23 protein-coding genes and 1 pseudogene are annotated in these 19,462 nt (G+C 57.9%); all 24 read left to right on the top strand.

Translation table 11 applies throughout. From position 1 onward, the window contains the following. Nucleotides 1–2: 2 nt before the first annotated feature. The 24 genes and pseudogenes from pseB to fliE all read left to right on the top strand — a co-directional run bounded on the left by pseB (nucleotide 3) and on the right by fliE (nucleotide 19,458). Nucleotides 3–1,005: pseudogene (gene pseB / locus ACM1ZW_RS16925) on the top strand (UDP-N-acetylglucosamine 4,6-dehydratase (inverting)). Then, on the top strand, nucleotides 1,002–2,165 hold the full coding sequence (gene pseC, locus ACM1ZW_RS16930; RefSeq protein ID WP_416738929.1) for a UDP-4-amino-4,6-dideoxy-N-acetyl-beta-L-altrosamine transaminase: 1,164 nt from the start codon (nucleotides 1,002–1,004) through the stop codon (nucleotides 2,163–2,165). The pseudogene pseB and the gene pseC overlap by 4 nt, the downstream one beginning before the upstream one ends. Nucleotides 2,166–2,257: 92 nt before the next feature. Beyond that, nucleotides 2,258–3,367, top strand: coding sequence for a pseudaminic acid synthase (pseI, locus tag ACM1ZW_RS16935; protein WP_416738930.1), 1,110 nt, complete (start codon nucleotides 2,258–2,260; stop codon nucleotides 3,365–3,367). Further along, nucleotides 3,364–4,065 carry a pseudaminic acid cytidylyltransferase gene (gene pseF, locus ACM1ZW_RS16940; RefSeq protein WP_414878508.1) on the top strand — a complete coding sequence of 234 codons (702 nt, stop codon included), beginning with the start codon at nucleotides 3,364–3,366 and terminating at the stop codon, nucleotides 4,063–4,065. The genes pseI and pseF overlap by 4 nt, the downstream gene beginning before the upstream one ends. After that, entirely contained in the window at nucleotides 4,062–4,430 is a 369-nt protein-coding gene (locus ACM1ZW_RS16945; RefSeq protein ID WP_416738931.1) for a class I SAM-dependent methyltransferase, read from the top strand. The genes pseF and ACM1ZW_RS16945 overlap by 4 nt, the downstream gene beginning before the upstream one ends. After that, entirely contained in the window at nucleotides 4,414–4,950 is a 537-nt protein-coding gene (locus ACM1ZW_RS16950) for a class I SAM-dependent methyltransferase (RefSeq protein ID WP_416738932.1), read from the top strand. Before ACM1ZW_RS16945 ends, ACM1ZW_RS16950 begins: the two co-directional genes overlap by 17 nt. Nucleotides 4,951–4,961: 11 nt before the next feature. After that, entirely contained in the window at nucleotides 4,962–5,714 is a 753-nt protein-coding gene (locus tag ACM1ZW_RS16955) for a crotonobetainyl-CoA--carnitine CoA-transferase (protein WP_416738933.1), read from the top strand. After that, complete coding sequence (locus tag ACM1ZW_RS16960) at nucleotides 5,711–6,097, top strand: GNAT family N-acetyltransferase (RefSeq protein ID WP_416738934.1); 387 nt, start codon at nucleotides 5,711–5,713, stop codon at nucleotides 6,095–6,097. Before ACM1ZW_RS16955 ends, ACM1ZW_RS16960 begins: the two co-directional genes overlap by 4 nt. Then, entirely contained in the window at nucleotides 6,097–6,300 is a 204-nt protein-coding gene (locus ACM1ZW_RS16965) for a GNAT family N-acetyltransferase (protein ID WP_416738935.1), read from the top strand. The genes ACM1ZW_RS16960 and ACM1ZW_RS16965 overlap by 1 nt, the downstream gene beginning before the upstream one ends. Continuing rightward, nucleotides 6,297–6,791 carry a hypothetical protein gene (locus tag ACM1ZW_RS16970; protein ID WP_416738936.1) on the top strand — a complete coding sequence of 165 codons (495 nt, stop codon included), beginning with the start codon at nucleotides 6,297–6,299 and terminating at the stop codon, nucleotides 6,789–6,791. Before ACM1ZW_RS16965 ends, ACM1ZW_RS16970 begins: the two co-directional genes overlap by 4 nt. Before the next feature lie 19 nt (nucleotides 6,792–6,810). After that, nucleotides 6,811–7,284 carry an ATP-grasp domain-containing protein gene (locus ACM1ZW_RS16975; protein WP_416738937.1) on the top strand — a complete coding sequence of 158 codons (474 nt, stop codon included), beginning with the start codon at nucleotides 6,811–6,813 and terminating at the stop codon, nucleotides 7,282–7,284. Then, nucleotides 7,268–7,963, top strand: coding sequence for an HAD family hydrolase (locus ACM1ZW_RS16980; RefSeq protein ID WP_416738938.1), 696 nt, complete (start codon nucleotides 7,268–7,270; stop codon nucleotides 7,961–7,963). Before ACM1ZW_RS16975 ends, ACM1ZW_RS16980 begins: the two co-directional genes overlap by 17 nt. 212 nt (nucleotides 7,964–8,175) lie before the next feature. Continuing rightward, on the top strand, nucleotides 8,176–9,102 hold the full coding sequence (locus tag ACM1ZW_RS16985) for a ketoacyl-ACP synthase III (protein ID WP_414878514.1): 927 nt from the start codon (nucleotides 8,176–8,178) through the stop codon (nucleotides 9,100–9,102). Between the two features lie 83 nt (nucleotides 9,103–9,185). Next, nucleotides 9,186–10,478, top strand: coding sequence for a motility associated factor glycosyltransferase family protein (locus ACM1ZW_RS16990; protein WP_416738939.1), 1,293 nt, complete (start codon nucleotides 9,186–9,188; stop codon nucleotides 10,476–10,478). Further along, complete coding sequence (locus ACM1ZW_RS16995) at nucleotides 10,475–10,744, top strand: hypothetical protein (RefSeq protein ID WP_416738940.1); 270 nt, start codon at nucleotides 10,475–10,477, stop codon at nucleotides 10,742–10,744. The genes ACM1ZW_RS16990 and ACM1ZW_RS16995 overlap by 4 nt, the downstream gene beginning before the upstream one ends. A gap of 251 nt (nucleotides 10,745–10,995) precedes the next feature. Next, on the top strand, nucleotides 10,996–11,847 hold the full coding sequence (locus ACM1ZW_RS17000) for a flagellin domain-containing protein (RefSeq protein WP_416738941.1): 852 nt from the start codon (nucleotides 10,996–10,998) through the stop codon (nucleotides 11,845–11,847). 72 nt (nucleotides 11,848–11,919) lie between these two features. Next, nucleotides 11,920–12,285 (top strand): flagellar protein FlaG, encoded by a 366-nt coding sequence (locus tag ACM1ZW_RS17005; protein WP_416738942.1) that lies wholly within the window; start codon nucleotides 11,920–11,922, stop codon nucleotides 12,283–12,285. A gap of 86 nt (nucleotides 12,286–12,371) precedes the next feature. After that, on the top strand, nucleotides 12,372–13,793 hold the full coding sequence (fliD, locus tag ACM1ZW_RS17010) for a flagellar filament capping protein FliD (protein WP_416738943.1): 1,422 nt from the start codon (nucleotides 12,372–12,374) through the stop codon (nucleotides 13,791–13,793). 129 nt (nucleotides 13,794–13,922) lie between these two features. Then, nucleotides 13,923–14,318, top strand: coding sequence for a flagellar export chaperone FliS (gene fliS / locus ACM1ZW_RS17015; RefSeq protein ID WP_416738944.1), 396 nt, complete (start codon nucleotides 13,923–13,925; stop codon nucleotides 14,316–14,318). A gap of 10 nt (nucleotides 14,319–14,328) precedes the next feature. Then, entirely contained in the window at nucleotides 14,329–14,625 is a 297-nt protein-coding gene (locus ACM1ZW_RS17020) for a hypothetical protein (protein WP_017337176.1), read from the top strand. Between the two features lie 173 nt (nucleotides 14,626–14,798). Next, on the top strand, nucleotides 14,799–16,274 hold the full coding sequence (locus ACM1ZW_RS17025; protein ID WP_008044600.1) for a sigma-54 dependent transcriptional regulator: 1,476 nt from the start codon (nucleotides 14,799–14,801) through the stop codon (nucleotides 16,272–16,274). 128 nt (nucleotides 16,275–16,402) lie between these two features. Next, on the top strand, nucleotides 16,403–17,608 hold the full coding sequence (locus ACM1ZW_RS17030) for a sensor histidine kinase (protein WP_416740818.1): 1,206 nt from the start codon (nucleotides 16,403–16,405) through the stop codon (nucleotides 17,606–17,608). Nucleotides 17,609–17,613: 5 nt separating this feature from the next. Next, nucleotides 17,614–18,999, top strand: coding sequence for a sigma-54-dependent transcriptional regulator (locus ACM1ZW_RS17035; RefSeq protein WP_416738945.1), 1,386 nt, complete (start codon nucleotides 17,614–17,616; stop codon nucleotides 18,997–18,999). Between the two features lie 129 nt (nucleotides 19,000–19,128). Then, on the top strand, nucleotides 19,129–19,458 hold the full coding sequence (gene fliE / locus ACM1ZW_RS17040; protein WP_017337179.1) for a flagellar hook-basal body complex protein FliE: 330 nt from the start codon (nucleotides 19,129–19,131) through the stop codon (nucleotides 19,456–19,458). Nucleotides 19,459–19,462 lie beyond the last annotated feature (4 nt).

Consider the following 19,462-nt stretch of genomic DNA (forward strand, 5'->3'; position numbering starts at 1 on the left):
GCATGTTCAACGGTAAATCGATTTTCATCTCTGGTGGCACCGGCTCGTTCGGGCGCAATTTCATCCGCCGGCTGCTGGAGCAATATCAGCCGAAGCGGGTGGTGGTGTTCTCCCGCGATGAGCTCAAACAGTACGAGATGTAGCAGACGTTCAACGCGCCATGCATGCGTTACTTCCTTGGTTATGTTCGCGATGCTGACCGTTTGCGCCAGGCCATGCGTGGCATCGATTACGTGGTGCACGCCGCGGCACTGAAGCAAGTGCCGGCGGCGGAGTACAACCCGACTGAATGCATTCGCACCAACGTCAACGGTGCGGAAAACATCATCGCAGCGGCCATCGACAACGGCGTGGAAAAAGTTGTCGCGCTGTCCACCGACAAGGCTGCCAGCCCGATCAACCTGTACGGTGCAACCAAGCTGCTGTCGGACAAGTTGTTCGTCGCCGCGAACAATATTGCCGGCGACCAGAACACCCGTTTTTCAGTGGTTCGTTAAGGTAACGTCGCCGGGTCGCGGGGGGGCGGTGGTGCCGTTTTTCAGCCAACTGATTGCCAAGGGCGCCACAGAGCTGCCAATCACCGATGAGCGCATGACGCGTTTCTGGATCACCCTCGATCATGGCGTGCAGTTTGTGCTCGACAGCTTCGCGCGCATGCACGGTGGTGAAGTGTTCGTGCCAAAGATCCCGTCGATTCGCATCGTCGATCTGGCTCTGGGCATGGCTGAACATTTACCGCACAGGCACGTCGGTATTCGCCCGGGAGAAAAGCTCCATGAGTTGATGGTGCCGTTGGATGACGCGCGGATGACCCTGGAGTTCGCCGATCACTACACCATTCAGCCATCGATTCGTTTCACCAGTGTCGACGTGGATTTTGCCGTCGACAAACTGGGGGAGCAGGGCAGGCCGGTCAGTGAAGATTTCGAGTACCGTTCCGACACCAATCCGCACTACCTGTCGGTCGGCCAGATTGCTGATCTACACGCGAAGCTGTCGGCATGATTCCCTACGGTCGGCAAAGTCTCGATCAGGCAGACATCGACGCGGTGGTGGACGTGTTGCAGTCAGACTGGCTCACTCAAGGGCCGACCATCGAACGCTTCGAACAGGCATTGGCGCAACGTTGTCAGGCTGATTTTGCGGTGGCGGTGTGCAATGCCACGGCGGCGCTCCACATTGCGTGCCTTGCCGCCGGACTCGGACCGGGCGATCGGCTATGGACCACGCCGAACACATTTCTGGCCTCGGCCAACTGTGGTCGTTACTGCGGCGCCGAGGTCGATTTTGTCGACATCGATCCACTGACATGGAATCTCGATGCCCATGCACTGGCGTCGAAGCTTGAGGCCGCCGAACGCGATGGCACACTGCCAAAGGTGCTGGTGGCCGTGGCGTTTTCCGGTCAGAGCTGCGACATGCGGATGATCGCTGGATTGGCCGAACGTTACGGCGTTACGGTGATAGAGGATGCGTCCCACGCGGTCGGCGCCTCCTATGCCGGGCGTCCCGTAGGTTGCGGCGAATTCGCGGCGATGACGGTATTCAGTTTTCACCCGGTGAAAATCATCACCAGTGCCGAGGGTGGCATGGTGTTGACCAATCGCCCTGAACTGGCTGAGCGCTTGCAGCGCCTGCGCAGTCACGGCATGACCCGCGATCCGCAACAGATGACCGAATCCAGTCACGGCCCTTGGTACTATCAGCAAGTGGAACTGGGCTTCAATTACCGGATCACCGACCTGCAAGCGGCTCTAGGCCTGTCGCAGCTGAACAAACTCGATGGGTTCGTCGCGCGCCGCCGTGAACTGGCGGCGCGATATGAGCGCTTGCTGGCGTACTTGCCGCTGACCTTGCCTGGCGCGCAGCCTGAGGCAGAATCGGCGTGGCATCTGTACGTGGTGCGGTTGCACACAGACCGGATTAACCTTAACCATCGACAGGTGTTCGAAGGCATGCGAGCGGCCGGGGCGGGCGTGAACCTGCACTACATTCCGGTGCATTTGCAGCCTTACTATCGCAACCTGGGGTTTGCCGAAGGTGACTTCCCGCAGGCAGAGCGGTATTACGCCGAGGCCATCAGCCTGCCGATGTTTCCTTTGCTGAGCGATGAACAGCAGGATTATGTGGTGGAACAACTGCGGCGTCTGTTGCTTGAGGCTTAGAAACACTTGAGTGGCATTGCAAACATGCCGGCCCGCGGTATCCGGCAGCGAATCGATTATTTTTTGATGACCAATACGACTGGAGTGGCTTTGTGAAAGGGCAGCACGCAGCACGGGGAACAGGAGCGCAAAGCGCTAAGCCACCGGTTCTGAGTATCGCCGGGCGTCGCATCAGTCCGACGGAGCCGCCTTACATCGTTGCCGAGATGTCCGGGAACCATAACGGTGACATCAACCGTGCCTTTCGCATTATTGAAGCCGCCAAACTGGCTGGCGCTGATGCGGTCAAGATTCAGACGTACCGCGCCGATACCATCACCATCGATCACAGCGGGCCGGAATTCATGGTGAGTGGTGGTCTCTGGGATGGACGCCGCCTCTATGAGCTTTATGAAGAAGCACACACGCCGTGGGAGTGGCACGAAGCGATCTTTGAGCATGGCCGCAAGGTGGGGATTACGGTGTTTTCATCGCCCTTTGATGCCACGGCCGTGGATTTCCTCGAGTCTCTTGGCGCACCGGCCTACAAGATTGCATCGCCTGAATTGATCGACCTGCCACTCATTCGCAAGGTGGCGCGCACGGGCAAGCCCATCGTGATGTCCACGGGCATGGCGACCCTTGAGGAAATCGCAGAAGCAGTAGAGGCTGCGCGTGGGGCGGGCGCCACAGAGATTGTTGTCCTTCACTGCACAGCCGCGTATCCGGCGCCGCCAGAGGAAGCGAACCTGGCGACGATCGCAGAGATCGCCCGGCGTTTCGACGTAGTGGCCGGGCTTTCCGACCATACGCTTGGCACGGTGGTGTCTGCCATTGCAGTAGGGCTGGGGGCGTCGTTCATTGAAAAGCATTTCACCCTGGCCCGTGAGGAGGGTGGGGTCGATAGCGCATTTTCGCTGGAGCCCGCAGAACTCGCCGAGCTCGTGACGACGGCGCGCATCGCCCATGTGGCGGTCGGTGCTCCCGCATTCGAGCCCACACGGTCGGAAGAAATTGTCCTGAAGAATCGCCGTTCACTCTATGTCGTGGCGCCTGTCGCCAAGGGCGAGATGTTGACGGAGGAAAACGTGCGCTCTATCCGTCCCGGTAACGGGCTCAAACCCAAGTTTCTTGATGCAGTGCTTGGGCGCAGGGCGGTGCGCGCGCTTGCCTTTGGCGAGCCACTCGATGCCTCGATGATCGAAGGAGGTCTCGATACATGACCGGCACACAGACCGCCATCGCGATCATTCCTGCCAGGGGGGGCAGCAAGCGAATCCCGCGTAAAAACATCCGCCTGTTTCGCGGTCGCCCCATGCTGGCCTGGTCAATCGAAGCGGCAATCGAATCCGGTACCTTCGACACCGTAATGGTCAGCACCGATGATCCGGAGATTGCAGAAATTGCGCGCGCCTTGGGTGCCGACGTGCCATTTCTGCGGTCGGCCTCCGCGGCGGATGATCACGCCACCACGTCGCAAGTGCTGCTTGAGGTGCTGGATCAATACGCCGAAGCGGGCGTGCAGTTCGATCTTGCCTGCTGCCTTTACCCGACGGCGCCTTTCGTGCGGGCACAGGACCTGGCTGACGGACGAGAGAAACTGTTGGGAGGCCGGTTCGACGTCATCATGCCCGTCGCTGCTTTTTCCTATCCGATCTGGCGATCGCTGCAACGTGAGGATGATGGGTGCATCGCCCTCAACTTCCCTGAAAACCTCAACGCCAGATCACAGGACCTTCCGGTTGCCTATCACGATGCAGGTCAGTGGTACTGGTTCCGCACCGAGGCGTTTTTGCGCGACCACGTGTTGATGGGGGCGAACACCGGCTCGATCGTTTTGCCCGCGATCCAGGTGCAGGACATCGATACCGAAGAAGACTGGGCGCTTGCCGAGCTGAAACATGAAAGGATGTTTGGATGAATGACCCGCGTCTACGCCGGCACGAGTTCGGTTTTCTGGAGGTGGTGGATCGCCCCACGTCAGAGGCCTTGAGCGAATATTATGCGCAGGCTTATTTTCAGAACGCGGCCAGTAGCAGTTTTCGAAGGTCTTATTCTGAAGAAGAACTCGAGGTCATTGAGCTGCGAATCGCGCAAAAGGCACTTCAGGCTCGTACGCTCTTGAGTGATGACCAGTCCGGTAGCCTCCTTGATGTCGGCTGCGGGGAAGGCTTCGTGCTCAAGTTCTTCGATCGGCTCGGGTGGCAGGTTCAAGGTATCGACTACAGTCGCGCAGGCGTGCAACAGGTCAATCCGGACTACGTCGGTCATGTCGAGCAAGGGTGATGTCTTCGACCTGCTCGAAGCCCGTATCGCGTCTGAAAGACAATACGATCTGGTCTGGCTGGGCAACGTACTCGAGCATGTTCTGGACCCTGTCAGCCTGCTGCAATCACTGCGCCGTTTAGTGGCACCCAACGGGCTTCTTGTTGTGACTGTTCCGAACGATGGCACGGCTTATCACGAAGAACTCTATGCGAAGGGAGCGATACCTGACCGGTTCTGGATCGCCATGCCCGATCACCTGTCGTACTTCACCGCTGACAGTCTGCGCCGAACGGCTGAGGCAACAGACTGGGATTGCCTTGCGATTCAGGGCGATTTTCCGATCGACCTCTTTCTCGCACATGAAGGATCAAACTACATCGCCGATCGTTCCCAGGGACCGGCGGCCCACCGGGCCCGGTTGACGCTTGAGCGATTGATCGGGCAAGCGGGGATCGAAGCTTCCAACCGCTTCTACGCTGCACTCGCTGATGTGGGGTTCGGTCGCAACCTGACCGCGTTCTTTAGACCGAAACCCTGAGGAGTCACTACATGACAGACAACACCATACGAACACTTGTCGGCTCGACGCAGTCCGAGACTGACCGCAAGCAGATGCTGGTCGATCGACTTCGCGCCTCACGGATTCCCGATCGTGAACTGTTGGACAACATCGGCCTCTATCTCACGCGACAGACGTTGTCGCGGATCAACTTCATGCAGATGCTCTATCAGATGATCGTGCCCGTTCACGGAACCATCATGGAGTTTGGCGTGCGTTGGGGGCAGAACATGGCGTTGTTCTCCACGTTGAGAGGAATACACGAGCCCTTCAATTACAACCGCAAGATCATCGGCTTCGATACCTTTGAAGGTTTTCCTTCGGTGGCACCTCAGGATGGCGGCAACGTACAGGCAGGTGACTACGGCGTTGTAGAGAACTGGAAAGAGGAACTCGAGGACATCCTCGACTTCCATACGCAGAATGCGCCAATTCCACACAAGAAAAAGCATGAGCTGGTTCAGGGAGATGCCACGCTGACACTTCCCGGATACCTCAAGGAGCATCCCGAAACCATCGTGGCGCTGGCCTATTTCGACTTCGATATCTACAAGCCGACCCGCGATTGTCTCGAGGCAATCCTGCCTTACCTGACCAAGGGCAGCATTCTGGCGTTTGATGAACTCAATACAGAGCAATTTCTCGGTGAAACCATCGCTGTGCGCGAAGTGCTGGGGTTGTCTCGTTACGCCATACGGCGAGACCCCTCTAACCCTCTCACCTCCTATCTGGTGATTGAATGAGTGCGACGGCCGTTCGATACCGGGTGATGCCGACCCCGACGCTATCGGACGGGGTGCTTGAGGTCCGAGCGGTTCAACCGGCTGACATCGAAGCGATCCGGCAATGGCGAAATGCCCAGATGGACGTGCTGCGCCAAACGGCTCCGATCTCGCCTGACCAGCAGGCGCACTATTTTGCCGAGCATGTCTGGCCGCAGACCGAAAGCCTGGAGCCGACGCAGGTGTTGGTCGCGCTGGAACGTGCTGGTGTCTTGATCGGCTACGGTGGGCTGGTCCACATTTCCTGGGTGAATCGCCGGGCCGAGGTTTCATTTTGCTCACCCCCGAACTCGAAAAGAACTCAGACGAACTCATCGCCCTGTTTTTGCGTTTCCTTGATTTGATGAAACGACTGGCCTTTGACGATCTCGGACTGCGGCGCCTGTGCACCGAAACGTTTGCGCACCGCACTCGCCACATCGCGACCCTTGAGGCATCGGGGTTTCAATGTGAGGGACGTTTGCGCGAACACGTGCTGATTGACGGTAAACCCACGGACTCGTTTGCCCACGGTTTGCTCGCCTGCGAATGGAAGAATGGCCAGTGAACGACAGTCAGACGCCCTTGAAAGGTACGGCTCGGCATGTGCTTGTCACCTCGGCTTCGCGAAAGGCACCGCTGGTGCGCGCAATGCAGGAAGCCGTCAGGCGGCTACATCCCGGTGCTCGCGTGATCGCCGGCGATATCGATCCTGAAGCACCTGCGCGCTATGTGGCTGACGGGTTCTGGCAGATGCCGCGCATGACCGACGCAGAGCTGCCTGCGTTGATCAAGGGGTGTCACGAACGCGAGATAGCGGTGGTTTTTCCAACCCGCGATGGAGAGTTACTCTTTTGTGCTCGCCACAGCGCAGTGCTGGCTGAAGCGGGAATCTCCGTAATCGTCTCTAACCCCGAGGCCGTGGAGCGCTGCCTCGACAAGCTCGCTTTCGCTGATTTCGGCAGAGAGGTCGGGCTTGCGGTCATCGATGCGGCGACGACTCCCGAGGCCGTCGGTGCCGGACCCTATGTGGGTGTAAGAACGTTACGGTGCCGGTAGCCGTTCGATCGGACTTGATTTGTCACTGGCTGCCGCTCGCACTCACGCAAAGCTTCTTGAGGCGCCGATCTATCAGACATTTGTGCCAGGTCCGGAAATCAGTATTGACGGCTGGGTTGATCGGGACGGTACGGTCGTGGGCGTGGTGTTGCGCAGACGCGAACGTGTGATGGCTGGCGAGTCGCAGATCACGACCACGTTTCGCAATGACGCGCTTGAGCGTGAAGCCGTTCGTGCCTTGGCGCTGCTCGACTTGCGCGGCCCCGTGGTGATGCAGGGGATCGTCACTGGCGACACGATGCGCATCATTGAGTGCAATCCTCGTTTTGGTGGTGCTTCCACCACCGACATTGCTGCCGGGCTGGACGCCCTCTACTGGAGCCTCATTGAGGCGTTCGAACACGGTGCGCTCCCCCCTTTCACGCGTATTGCAGGCGAGGTCAGACTGGTTCGTCTGCCCGTTGATATGGTGCTGCATGATCCTGATCTTTGACCTTGACGATACGCTCTACGACGAGAGCAGCTTCGTCACCAGCGGGCTCGCTGCGGTTGCCCTTCATGGCGAAGAGGCCTTCGGATGGAACGCCGAGAGTTCCCTGGGTTTTATGCTGGAAGTGCTTGAGTTCGAGGGGCGAGGGCGGGTTTTTGATCGATGGCTTGCGTCGCATGAGCAATTGTCGAAGGCGCGCGTTGCCGAGTGCGTGAACATTTATCGCCATCATCGCCCGAGCCTCGAATTGTTCCCCTCCGCCAGAGTTGTGCTCGACCGATACCGTGGGCAAGTTCCGCTCTATCTCGTCACCGACGGCCACAAGATCGTGCAAAAGAACAAAGTCGATGCACTGGGGTTGTCCCCAGCGTTTCGGCGAGTCCTTATCACGCATCGTTTTGGTATCCGTCATGCGAAGCCTTCCACTCACTGCTTCGAGCTTATTCGCCAGGCAGAAGGCTGTCGCTGGGCCGACATGGTTTACGTGGGTGACAACCCCTCCAAGGATTTCGTGAACCTCAAGCCGCTTGGCGCATTGACTGTCCGGGTGCAGACCGGTGGGCATCGCAACGTCGTGGCTCTGCCGGGCTACGATGCGCAGGTTTCCATCCCTGACCTTGACGCATTACCCGAGGTGCTGGCCGCTCACTTTGAGCTGTCGCACAGCAGCTTATCGGTCTGATTCGGCAAAATAGCGTGACCTGCGAGTCATAACGCGCATCTTCACTGTATTGTATTAATAGGGAAGGTGGCGCCTGGCCTGTTTTGGGTTCTGTGATAGCCTTTTATTCTTCCCATTGTCGCCTCGATGAGGCGATGTTTTTATCCGTTTGTCGGCGCCCCTCGAATCATTACGAGCGGTGGTATTGGGCTGTTTATTATTGGGAAGCCGTAATGATTGGCATAAAAAGCATTGCGAGCTACGTTCCTGTAGCCGGCGTGGACAATTACGCACAAGGTGCAAAATTCGAAAAGGATGAAGAGTTCATCCTGGGCAAGATTGGTTCGGCCTTCCTGCCGCGCAAAGACGCCGGGCAGGAAACGTCGGACCTGTGTGTCGAAGCAGCCAATGCGCTGTTCGCCAACAATCCCGACTTGAAGCGTGAAGACATCGACGTGCTGATCGTCGTCACCCAGAACGGCGATGAAGAAGGCCTGCCGCATACCGCAGCCATCGTCCAGGACAAACTGGGTCTGCCGACCACCGTGGCCGCGTTCGATATTTCCCTGGGCTGCTCCGGTTACGTCTACGGCATTTACGCGATCAAGGGCTTCATGGAAGCTGCGGGCTTGAAGAATGGCCTGCTGATCACTGCTGATCCGTACTCGAAAATCGTCGATCCGGAAGACCGCAACACCACCATGCTGTTTGGTGATGCCGCCACTGCCACGTGGATGGGAGAACACGCACCATGGCAATTGGGCAAGGCCAAGTTCGGCACCGACGGTTCCGGGGCGCCTCATCTGAAGGTAACCGACGGGGTGTTCTTCATGAACGGCCGACAGGTGTTCAATTTTGCACTGCTTAAAGTCCCGGCGCATTTGCACGAACTGCTGACGGATTCGCAATTGACCACTGATGATATCGATGCTTTTTGCATCCATCAGGGCAGCGCAGCGATTGTCGATGCCGTGGCGCGTCGTTTCGAAGGCGATCCGGAGAAATTCATCAAGGACATGGTCGAGACCGGCAACACGGTGTCGTCGAGCATCCCGCTGCTTCTGGAAAAACATGTGCTCGATTCCACATGGAAACGCGTGGCGTTGAGCGGTTTCGGCGTTGGCTTGTCATGGGGTTCGGCGATTATCTATCGCCCTTGATCGTTCAAAAGCCAGGCACAAAAAAAGCGTTCAAGGTGTAACCTTGAGCGCTATTTTTTTGCTCGAATAAAAAGCGAGGCTCCATGAGCGAGTTCTTTGAGCGCAACGCCGAGGTTATACAACGCCGCTGGCCGGCGCTGTTGGCGCGTTTGCTGGTAGAAGACGTGAGTCTGTTGCAGGTCGATCTGGTCGAGGGGCTGGGTTCGACTTTGAATATTAATGGCATACAGCTGACCAGTCGTCATGACCGCCGTCGCGAGGCCGAGCTTCAGGCCGACAGATTGCCTGTCGACAGTCCGGTGCAGCATGTCTACGGCACCGGGCTGGGCGATCTGCAATTGGCGTTGCTGGCGCGCGCCGGCTTACAACGGTTGTACGTGCACATCCTGAATGGCGCAGTTTTTTCTTTGATACTGCAGCTGCTTGATCAACTGCCGTGGCTGAGTGATCCGCGGGTCGAGCTGCTGTATGCCGGCGATCTTGGGGAAATCCAGCTGCCATTTTTTGCCTTGCCATCCGAACTTGTGCTGGCCGACGATTTCAACGCGAAGATCCGCGATCGCCTGGTCAGCGAAACTCATCTGACGTTTAACAATCGTGAGTTCGATCCGCAACGGCCCGAGATTATCGAGCGCTTGCAGGCCTGTCTCGGGTGGGTGCAGGCTGATCATGACGTGGCTGAGTTGTTCGGTTCGCGAGCAGGACAGGAGGTCTTTGTCATCGCCACCGGCCCAAGCCTGGAACAGCACTTTGCGACCTTGCGTGCAATTCGCAATCAAGTCGAGCGGCCCTTGTTTATCTGCGTCGATACCGCCTATCGTCCGTTGCTCAAGCATGGCATTCGCCCCGATGTCGTCGTCAGCATCGACCAGCGCATTTCGGATCGACACCTGCCGGCTGAAAACACGGCCGACATCATGCTGGTGTACATGCCGATGCTCGATCCGCTGGTACTTGAGGGCTGGCAGGGGCCACGTTACGCCGGTTTTTCGGCGAGCCCGATCTACCAGGCATTACGTCGGCAAATGCCTAGGGGCGAGTTGTATGCTGGCGGCAGCGTGATTCATCCGGCGGTCGACCTAGCGGTGAAAGTGGGCGCCAACCAGATCACGTTGTTCGGAGCCGATTTCGCCTTCCCGGGCGACAAGACCCACGCTGACTGGAACGATGGCGATCTGGGGCCGCAACTGGGCGCGGCCAAGCACTGGGTACTCGATGGTCATGGTCAGCGCATCAAGACTCAGCTCAACTTTCGCAGCTATCTGTGTGAGCTGGAGCGTTTTATCGCGGGCCATCCGCAGGTACGTTTCTATAACAGTGGGCGCGCCGGGGCGATGATCGCAGGAACCGTTTTTCATCCGGAGTTTGCGTCATGAACGCGCTTGAAACCTTCGTCGTCGATGTGCAGCACTGTGCAGCCTTATTCCGTCTGGGGCGTGATGTAGAGGCCGGGTTGGTGATGATCGATCTGATGGGGGCGGTGCATGCGACATTTGAGTCCAGGTCGCAGGCCACTCAGCAGCAGTGGATATTTGTGCTCGACCAGATGTTCGCGTGCCAGGAAGCGCAGAACTGGCTAGCGCTGGCAGATTACCTGGAATATGAACTGGTCGAGGTGCTGACCGAGAGTCAGTCTGTTTAAGTCGTTTTGCTTCTGTCGGTGCCGGCGAATCTCGCCAACCTGTTGCCGACATTTCCCTGGCGCCATTTTTTGCTTTCGGAAGGTCGCCATCCCCTTGATTTACGGGGGGTGGCAACGTGATGGCAAATATTTTTGAAAATCCCCTAAAGCAACCTGCATTCCCGACGATAACTATTACGAAGGTTCTCTAGGCCATACCCGGCGGTTGCCAGGGCCGGAAGCCGCAGTACCCAACCAACGAGGAATTCGTCATGGCTTTAACAGTAAACACTAACGTCACATCGTTGAATGTTCAGAAAAACCTGAACAAGGCTTCCGATGCTCTGTCCACCTCGATGACTCGTCTGTCTTCCGGCTTGAAAATCAACAGCGCCAAAGACGACGCCGCTGGCCTGCAGATCGCTACCCGTATGACTTCGCAGATCCGCGGTCAGACCATGGCTATCAAAAACGCCAACGACGGTATCTCCATTGCTCAGACCGCTGAAGGTGCTCTGCAAGAGTCCACTAACATTCTGCAGCGTATGCGTGAACTGGCTGTTCAGTCGCGAAACGACAGCAACGGTACTGATGATCGTGTTGCACTGAACAAAGAATTTGCTCAGATGTCCGACGAGCTGACTCGTATCGCCAACAGCACTAACCTGAACGGCAAAAACCTGATCAACGGCGACGCTGGCACCATGACCTTCCAGGTCGGTTCCAACTCCGGTGCTGACAACCAGATTACCATCACTCTGTCCGACTCGTTCGACGCTGTGCAACTGGGTGTTGACTCCGACGCTATCGCGATCACCGGCTCCGACTCGGATACCGCAGAAGCTAGCTTCGCAGCTTCCATCGCGGCAATCGACACTGCTCTGGCGACCATCAACTCCAGCCGTGCCGACCTCGGTGCTGCACAAAACCGTCTGACCAGCACCATCTCCAACCTGCAGAACATCAACGAAAACGCCAGTGCTGCACTGGGTCGCGTACAAGATACCGACTTCGCTGCTGAAACTGCACAGCTGACCAAGCAACAAACTCTGCAACAAGCTTCCACCGCAGTTCTGGCCCAGGCCAACCAACTGCCATCCGCTGTACTGAAACTGCTTCAGTAATAGCTGGGTGAGTTTTGGCGGGGGAGTGCGCACGCGCGCTCTCTCGCTTTTTTAGTTTAAGAGGTGATGGACATGGATATGAGCGTGAAGCTGAACTTGTCTTATCCAGCTGCGAAGCCGGCGACTACTGTTGCTGACAAGCCGGTGGAGAAGCCTCGAGCCGATGCTGCCACAGTGGCAACGGTCAAGGATGAGCCGAAAGACGCGGTAACCGAGCAGGACAAACTTAAGATGGCCGTTCAGGAAATTGAAGATTTTGTCCAGTCGGTCAAACGTAATCTGGAGTTCTCTATTGACGAGCCTTCAGGCAAAGTTATCGTCAAAGTCATTGCCAGTGGCTCCGGTGAGGTGATCCGTCAGATCCCCAACGAAGAAGTCCTGAAACTGGCCAATAGCTTGAATGACGCAAGCAGTCTGCTGTTCAGCGCCAAAGCCTGACAGCTGGCACGAAATTTGTTGCTATGTTCTTTTGGGCGTTGTAGTGGTCAAAAGACCGGCGAGACACTGAAGGGAGATGGATCTACATGGCAAGTCCAATTCTACCGGGCCTGGGCTTAGGCTCTGGGCTTGATACCACTGCTATCGTCAAAGCGCTGGTTGATTCCGACAAGGCGGCTAAGCAGGGTCAAATCACCCGTGGGACTACGACCAACACCGCGAACATCTCCGGTATTGGTACCTTGAAATCCCTGATGGCAGCGTTTAAAAAGTCCATGACGGATTTGGGAAGCAAGACTTCCCCACAGTTTGGAGGATTTGCCGCAACTTCCTCCGATGTGAAAATCGCCACTGCCACGGCAGGTAACACGGCTGTCAACGGGACCTACAAACTTGACGTCAAGAACCTCGCGACCGCTTCCAAGGTGGCCAGCGCAGCGTTTGCCGGCGGCAATACCAGTCCGATTACAACAGGCTCGCTCACCATCACTCAGGGCGGCGGCACGTTCAACCTGGACATCACGGCGGGTGCGACGCTGCAATCGGTTCGTGATTCGATCAATGCAGATGCCTCGCTCAAGGGTGCCGGGATCAGTGCCAACATCGTGACGGACTCCTTCGGTTCGCGCTTGGTGCTGGGTTCTACCGCCACCGGCGCTGGCTCGGATATTTCGGTCAGTGGCATTCCTGAGCTGGCCATCGATGGATCGACAGTTGTCGGCACGAGCGGTGCGCCGATGACTGCCGCGTCCGCCGGTTCCATCGGTGCGTTGGCGGTCGACGCGAACTTCACTGTTGACGGCATGGCATTGACCAGCAAATCCAACACGGTGGATAAAGCTGTATCCGGGTTGACCTTCAACCTGGTGTCGGTGGGGCAAACGACCGTTACGGTAGCTCCTAACACCGACGGCCTGAAAGCATCGATCCAGAAGTTTGTCGACGCCTACAATGCAATCGCCAACAGTGTTACGTCGCTCACCAAACCCTCGCTGGACGCCGACGGCAAGCTGACCGTTCCAGCGGCATTGACCGGCGATGCATTGCCGCGTTCGATACTGTCAGCCATTCGCGGGCCTTTGTCGGAAACCGGCGCGGGTGACAAGCTCACCGTGCTGGCGCAGTTGGGGATTACCACCAACCAGAAAACCGGCGCTCTCGATTTTGACAGTACAAAGTTTACAGCTGCGATGAATGACAAAAAACTGGGCGGAGAAGTCCAGGAGTTGTTCACCGGTACTAACGGCCTGCTCGAGCGCATGGGCAAGGCTATCGCGCCGTTTGCGGACACCGGCGGTATTCTGGATCAGCGCACGACCAGTCTGAACAAGACCAAAGTCAAGCTGGCCAATGACCAAGAGGCTCTCGATCGCCGCATCGAGACGCTGACTGCGGTACTGACCAAAAAGTACAACGACATGGACTCGCTGGTCGGCAAGTTGAAGGCGACAGCCAGTAATATTACCTCGATGTTCGAGGCCATGACCGCGCAGCAGAAAAACTCGTAACACCCAAAGCGCCAAAAGCCCGGCAGCGTCGTTCAACGCTCCGGGCTTTTGTGTTTGGCGGCTAAAGTTTTTTGACGCGTCGTCGATACACTGGTTATACGAACCACAGATTTTTTGATGAGGTACAACATGAATCCAATGTTAGCCCTTCGCCAATACCAGAAGATTGGCGCCCAGGCGCAGACTTCCGAAGCCAGCCCGCATCGTCTGGTGCAGATGCTGATGGAAGGCGGCCTGGATCGTATCGCCCAGGCCAAAGGCGCGATGGAGCGTAAGGACATTCCGAACAAAGGGGTTCTTATCGGTAAGGCCATCGGTATCATCGGCGGTCTGCGTGAAGGTCTTGACCTGGAAAATCAGGCCGAATCTGTAGGTGAACTGGATAACCTCTACACCTACATGATGAAGCGTCTGACCGAAGCCAACACCAAGACCGATCCAAAGATTCTCGACGAAGTCGCCGATCTGCTTCGCACCGTCAAGGACGGCTGGGACGCTATCGCCGCGCCGGGTCCGCAGTTTTAAGGAGATCACCATGAGTCTTGTTTTGCAGCGAATCGAAGAAACCCGTGAAGGCCTGGTCGGTGCCCTGGCCGAGCGAAACTGGGAAGCCATTGGTGAATTGGACCTGGCTTGCCGTTCCTGCATGGAAGACGTCTTGAGTGAAGCTTCGGTGGACGAGGCCGCGTTGCGCGACAACCTTGAAGAGTTGCTGGGGGTCTATAAACAGCTTCTTGAGGCGGCGACGGGGGAGAGGCAGGCAATAGTCGATGAGATGTCGCAGATCCATCAAGCACAGAACGCAGCAAAGGTTTACCATCTGTTTGGTTAATTAATCCTAAGTTAATCCATGCCGTGTGCGCCATAAATTTGACTGTGCACGGTTTTTTGACTTAACTAGTGGCTGGTTGCAGATTTCAGGCGTCTACAGGCATAACGTGTCTGCAAGCGTCTAGCTTGCCCCCTCATTTCGGGCATTGAGTTGACTAGGGAAGTTGCTATTGCATGTGGCGTGAAACCAAAATTCTGCTGATTGATGACGATAGCGTCCGCCGCCGCGATTTGGCGGTGATTTTAAATTTTCTTGGCGAAGAAAATTTACCCTGCGGTAGCCATGACTGGCAGCAGGCTGTCGGCTCTTTGTCATCAAGTCGTGAAGTGATCTGTGTCCTCATCGGGACGGTCAATGCTCCTGGCGCACTTCCGGGCTTGTTAAAGACACTCTCTACCTGGGATGAGTTCCTTCCGGTTTTGTTAATGGGCGATAATTCTTCCGTTGACCTGCCCGAAGACCAGCGTCGGCGAGTGCTTTCGACCCTCGAAATGCCGCCCAGCTACAGCAAACTGCTCGACTCGCTGCACCGCGCCCAGGTCTATCGCGAGATGTATGACCAGGCTCGTGAGCGCGGGCGCCACCGTGAACCCAATCTTTTCCGCAGTCTTGTCGGCACCAGTCGGGCGATTCAACACGTCCGCCAGATGATGCAGCAAGTCGCCGACACCGACGCCAGTGTGCTGATCCTCGGCGAGTCCGGGACTGGCAAGGAAGTGGTCGCGCGCAACCTGCACTACCACTCCAAGCGTCGTGATGCGCCGTTTGTGCCGGTCAATTGCGGGGCGATCCCGGCCGAGTTGCTGGAAAGCGAACTGTTCGGTCACGAGAAGGGTGCCTTCACCGGGGCAATCACCAGCCGCGCCGGTCGTTTTGAGCTGGCCAACGGTGGCACGCTGTTCCTCGATGAAATCGGCGACATGCCGCTGCCGATGCAGGTCAAGTTGCTGCGCGTATTGCAGGAGCGCACTTTCGAGCGCGTGGGTAGCAACAAGACCCAGAGCGTCGATGTGCGCATCATTGCGGCGACCCACAAGAATCTCGAAAGCATGATCGAGATCGGCACCTTCCGCGAAGATCTCTACTATCGCCTGAACGTGTTCCCGATCGAGATGGCGCCGCTGCGTGAGCGCGTCGAAGACATTCCGTTGCTGATGAACGAACTGATCTCGCGCATGGAGCACGAGAAGCGTGGCTCGATCCGTTTCAACTCCGCCGCGATTATGTCGCTGTGCCGGCACGGCTGGCCGGGCAACGTCCGCGAGCTGGCGAACCTGGTGGAGCGCATGGCGATCATGCACCCGTACGGGGTCATCGGCGTCGTCGAGCTGCCGAAAAAATTCCGCTACGTCGATGATGAAGACGAGCAACTTGTCGACAGCCTGCGCAGCGATCTGGAAGAGCGGGTGGCCATCAACGGTCATACGCCGGACTTTACCGCCAATGCCATGCTGCCGCCGGAAGGCCTGGACCTGAAAGACTATCTCGGTGGTCTGGAGCAAGGCCTGATCCAGCAGGCGCTGGATGATGCCAATGGCATCGTGGCGCGCGCCGCCGAGCGACTGCGGATTCGCCGCACCACGCTGGTGGAGAAGATGCGCAAGTACGGCATGAGTCGTCGCGACGGTGATGAACAGGCGGATGATTGACGCCTGTTTTTCAAGTCGTTCAGTTGTAGGCAGTTTTTTTTAGGCACGGGTATTGCTACATCCCTCGCAACGTTCCGTTTAACTGACGGTCAGCCACGCGAGAGAGCACGATGCCCCACGCCGCCCAGATGTCTCCTGTCCCTGACGCTTCGGGGCACCCGTCGTCCGTAGAGCAGGCAAGCCGGCTTGGCCTTGAGCAGGCGTTCGCGCTGTTCAATCAGATGTCGAGCCAGTTGACCGACTCCTACAGCATGCTCGAGGCACGGGTCACCGAGCTCAAGGGCGAGTTGGCGGTGGTCAGCGCTCAGCGCATGCAGGAGCTGGCAGAAAAAGAACGCCTGGCCAACCGCCTGCAAAACCTCCTCGATCTATTGCCTGGCGGCGTCATCGTCATTGACGGCCAAGGCATCGTGCGCGAAGCCAACCCCGCTGCCTGTGAATTGCTGGGGCTGCCCCTCGAAGGCGAGCTGTGGCGTCATGTCATTGCCCGTTGCTTTGCGCCGCGTGAAGATGATGGTCATGAAATCTCGCTCAAGGACGGTCGGCGCCTGTCGATCGCCACTCGCTCGCTGGATGCCGAGCCCGGCCAACTGGTGCTGCTCAACGACCTGACCGAAACCCGTCACCTGCAAGATCAACTGGCCCGCCACGAACGCCTGTCGTCACTCGGCCGCATGGTCGCGTCGCTGGCTCATCAAATCCGCACGCCCTTGTCCGCCGCGTTGCTCTACGCCAGTCATTTGACCGAGCAAGAGCTGCCGGTGGCCACGCAGCAACGTTTCGCCGGCCGCCTGAAAGAGCGCCTGCATGAGCTGGAGCATCAAGTGCGCGACATGTTGGTGTTCGCGCGCGGCGAACTGCCGCTGACTGACCGTGTCACGCCGAAGATGCTCATGCAGTCCTTGCAGTCGGCCGCATTGACCCACGTGCAGGACCTGCCGATTCGCTGGCAGTGCGATAGCCATGCGGGAGAATTGCTGTGCAATCGCGACACCCTGGTCGGAGCGATCCTGAACCTGATCGAGAACGCCATCCAGGCCAGTGCCGGCGACGTCCGTTTGAAAGTTCATCTCTACAGTCGTGACAACACCCTGCGAGTCTCGGTCAGCGACAGCGGCAGCGGTATCGATGCGAAAGTGCTGGCGCGTCTCGGCGAGCCGTTCTTTACCACCAAAACCACCGGAACGGGCCTCGGTCTGACCGTGGTCAAGGCCGTGGCGCGTGCTCACCAGGGAGAATTGCAGCTGCGCTCGCGGCTGGGGCGCGGCACTTGCGCGCAGGTGATTCTGCCGCTTTTTTTTGATGAAAAGCGTAGCGCTCAGGGAGCGGAGTGAAGGACATGGCAATCAAGGTTTTACTGGTCGAGGATGACCGCGCGTTACGCGAGGCGCTGGCGGATACGCTGTTGCTCGCGGGGCACGACTACGAGGCTGTCGGTTCGGCGGAGGAGGCGCTCGAGGCAGTCGGCGCCGAGACGTTCAATCTGGTGCTCAGCGACGTCAACATGCCGGGCATGGATGGTCATCAGTTGCTCGGTTTGCTGCGGGCTCGTCAGCCGCAATTGCCCGTCTTGCTGATGACGGCTCATGGCGCCGTGGAGCGCGCGGTCGATGCAATGCGTCAGGGCGCGGTGGATTATCTGGTCAAGCCGTTCGAGCCCAAGGCGCTGCTGGATCTGGTGGCGCGTCATGCGCTGGGCAGCCTCGGCGCTCCCGACAGCGAAGGGCCCGTTGCGTATGAGCCGGCCAGTGCGCAATTACTCGAATTGGCGGCGCGAGTGGCGCGCAGCGATTCCACCGTATTGATCTCCGGTGAGTCCGGGACCGGTAAGGAAGTGCTGGCGCGCTACATCCATCAGCACTCGCATCGCGCCAGTCAGCCATTCATTGCGATCAACTGCGCGGCGATTCCCGACAACATGCTTGAAGCGACGCTGTTCGGTCACGAGAAGGGCTCGTTCACCGGCGCCATCGCAGCGCAGGCCGGCAAGTTCGAGCAGGCCGACGGCGGCACCATCCTGTTGGATGAAATTTCCGAAATGCCTCTCGGCCTTCAGGCCAAGTTGCTGCGTGTGCTGCAGGAGCGCGAAGTCGAGCGAGTGGGGGCACGCAAGCCCATTGCACTGGACATTCGTGTTGTCGCGACCACCAACCGTGACCTGGCGGGTGAAGTGGCGGCGGGCCGTTTTCGTGAAGACCTCTACTATCGCCTGTCGGTATTTCCCCTGGCCTGGCGTCCATTGCGCGAGCGCACCGCCGATATCCTGCCGCTGGCCGAGCGCCTGCTGGCCAAGCACGTCAATAAAATGAAGCATGCCGCGGCGAGACTCTCGCCCGAGGCGCAGGCGTGCCTGATCGGTTACCCGTGGCCGGGCAATGTGCGAGAGCTGGACAACGCGATTCAGCGTGCGTTGATTCTGCAGCAGGGCGGTTTGATTCAGCCTCAGGATTTTTGCCTGGCCGGACCGGTTGCCTGTGCGCCCTTGCCGACATTGGCGTCGGTGCCGATGCGGTCGATGGAGGTCGAGGCCGAATCGGCTGGGGCGCTGGGGGACGATCTGCGTCGTCGCGAATTCCAGATGATCATCGACACCCTGCGCTCTGAGCGTGGGCGCCGCAAAGAAGCGGCCGAGCGTCTGGGAATCAGTCCGCGGACGCTGCGCTACAAGCTGGCGCAAATGCGCGATGCCGGAATGGATGTGGAAGCTTATTTGTTCGCCACCTGATTCGCAGGCAAGGCAAAGCCTGGAAGGCTTTTGTTCAGGGCGGCCACGGAGCTGGCACCCTTGTTGCTAACACCTCACTACCCGCCGAGTGAGTGTCAAAAAATTGCGGGTCGCCAATGAGAGTAGACCATGAGCCAAGGTATTGAATTTAATCGATTGATGCTGGATATGCGTTCCATGCAAATGGATGCCATGTCTGCGCCTAAATCGACTGCCGCCGTCCCTGAACTGAGTGGCAGCAGCTTTTCCGACATGCTCGGTCAGGCCGTCAATAAAGTGAACGATACACAGCAGGCGTCCAGCCAGTTGGCCAATGCCTTCGAAATCGGCAAAAGCGGCGTGGACCTTACCGATGTGATGATTTCCTCGCAGAAGGCCAGCGTGTCTTTCCAGGCGTTGACCCAAGTGCGTAACAAGCTGGTTCAGGCTTACCAAGACATCATGCAGATGCCGGTTTAAGGAC

This window comes from Pseudomonas sp. NFX71 (genome assembly GCF_048079215.1).
Classification (GTDB): Bacteria; Pseudomonadota; Gammaproteobacteria; order Pseudomonadales; family Pseudomonadaceae; genus Aquipseudomonas; species Aquipseudomonas fluorescens_B.

What these genes read in the sequence shown, in the direction of transcription:
- fliE (WP_017337179.1), top strand. Translation starts at nt 19,129, where the DNA reads ATGAGCCAAGGTATTGAATTTAATCGATTGATGCTGGATATGCGTTCC.
- ACM1ZW_RS16960 (WP_416738934.1), top strand. Translation starts at nt 5,711, where the DNA reads ATGAGTGCGACGGCCGTTCGATACCGGGTGATGCCGACCCCGACGCTA.
- ACM1ZW_RS16980 (WP_416738938.1), top strand. Translation starts at nt 7,268, where the DNA reads ATGATCCTGATCTTTGACCTTGACGATACGCTCTACGACGAGAGCAGC.
- ACM1ZW_RS17035 (WP_416738945.1), top strand. Translation starts at nt 17,614, where the DNA reads ATGGCAATCAAGGTTTTACTGGTCGAGGATGACCGCGCGTTACGCGAG.
- ACM1ZW_RS17025 (WP_008044600.1), top strand. Translation starts at nt 14,799, where the DNA reads ATGTGGCGTGAAACCAAAATTCTGCTGATTGATGACGATAGCGTCCGC.
- ACM1ZW_RS17020 (WP_017337176.1), top strand. Translation starts at nt 14,329, where the DNA reads ATGAGTCTTGTTTTGCAGCGAATCGAAGAAACCCGTGAAGGCCTGGTC.
- fliS (WP_416738944.1), top strand. Translation starts at nt 13,923, where the DNA reads ATGAATCCAATGTTAGCCCTTCGCCAATACCAGAAGATTGGCGCCCAG.
- ACM1ZW_RS16985 (WP_414878514.1), top strand. Translation starts at nt 8,176, where the DNA reads ATGATTGGCATAAAAAGCATTGCGAGCTACGTTCCTGTAGCCGGCGTG.
- ACM1ZW_RS16990 (WP_416738939.1), top strand. Translation starts at nt 9,186, where the DNA reads ATGAGCGAGTTCTTTGAGCGCAACGCCGAGGTTATACAACGCCGCTGG.
- ACM1ZW_RS17005 (WP_416738942.1), top strand. Translation starts at nt 11,920, where the DNA reads ATGGATATGAGCGTGAAGCTGAACTTGTCTTATCCAGCTGCGAAGCCG.
- fliD (WP_416738943.1), top strand. Translation starts at nt 12,372, where the DNA reads ATGGCAAGTCCAATTCTACCGGGCCTGGGCTTAGGCTCTGGGCTTGAT.
- ACM1ZW_RS16995 (WP_416738940.1), top strand. Translation starts at nt 10,475, where the DNA reads ATGAACGCGCTTGAAACCTTCGTCGTCGATGTGCAGCACTGTGCAGCC.
- pseC (WP_416738929.1), top strand. Translation starts at nt 1,002, where the DNA reads ATGATTCCCTACGGTCGGCAAAGTCTCGATCAGGCAGACATCGACGCG.
- pseF (WP_414878508.1), top strand. Translation starts at nt 3,364, where the DNA reads ATGACCGGCACACAGACCGCCATCGCGATCATTCCTGCCAGGGGGGGC.
- ACM1ZW_RS17000 (WP_416738941.1), top strand. Translation starts at nt 10,996, where the DNA reads ATGGCTTTAACAGTAAACACTAACGTCACATCGTTGAATGTTCAGAAA.
- ACM1ZW_RS16950 (WP_416738932.1), top strand. Translation starts at nt 4,414, where the DNA reads ATGTCGAGCAAGGGTGATGTCTTCGACCTGCTCGAAGCCCGTATCGCG.
- ACM1ZW_RS16945 (WP_416738931.1), top strand. Translation starts at nt 4,062, where the DNA reads ATGAATGACCCGCGTCTACGCCGGCACGAGTTCGGTTTTCTGGAGGTG.
- ACM1ZW_RS16965 (WP_416738935.1), top strand. Translation starts at nt 6,097, where the DNA reads ATGAAACGACTGGCCTTTGACGATCTCGGACTGCGGCGCCTGTGCACC.
- ACM1ZW_RS16955 (WP_416738933.1), top strand. Translation starts at nt 4,962, where the DNA reads ATGACAGACAACACCATACGAACACTTGTCGGCTCGACGCAGTCCGAG.
- ACM1ZW_RS17030 (WP_416740818.1), top strand. Translation starts at nt 16,403, where the DNA reads ATGTCTCCTGTCCCTGACGCTTCGGGGCACCCGTCGTCCGTAGAGCAG.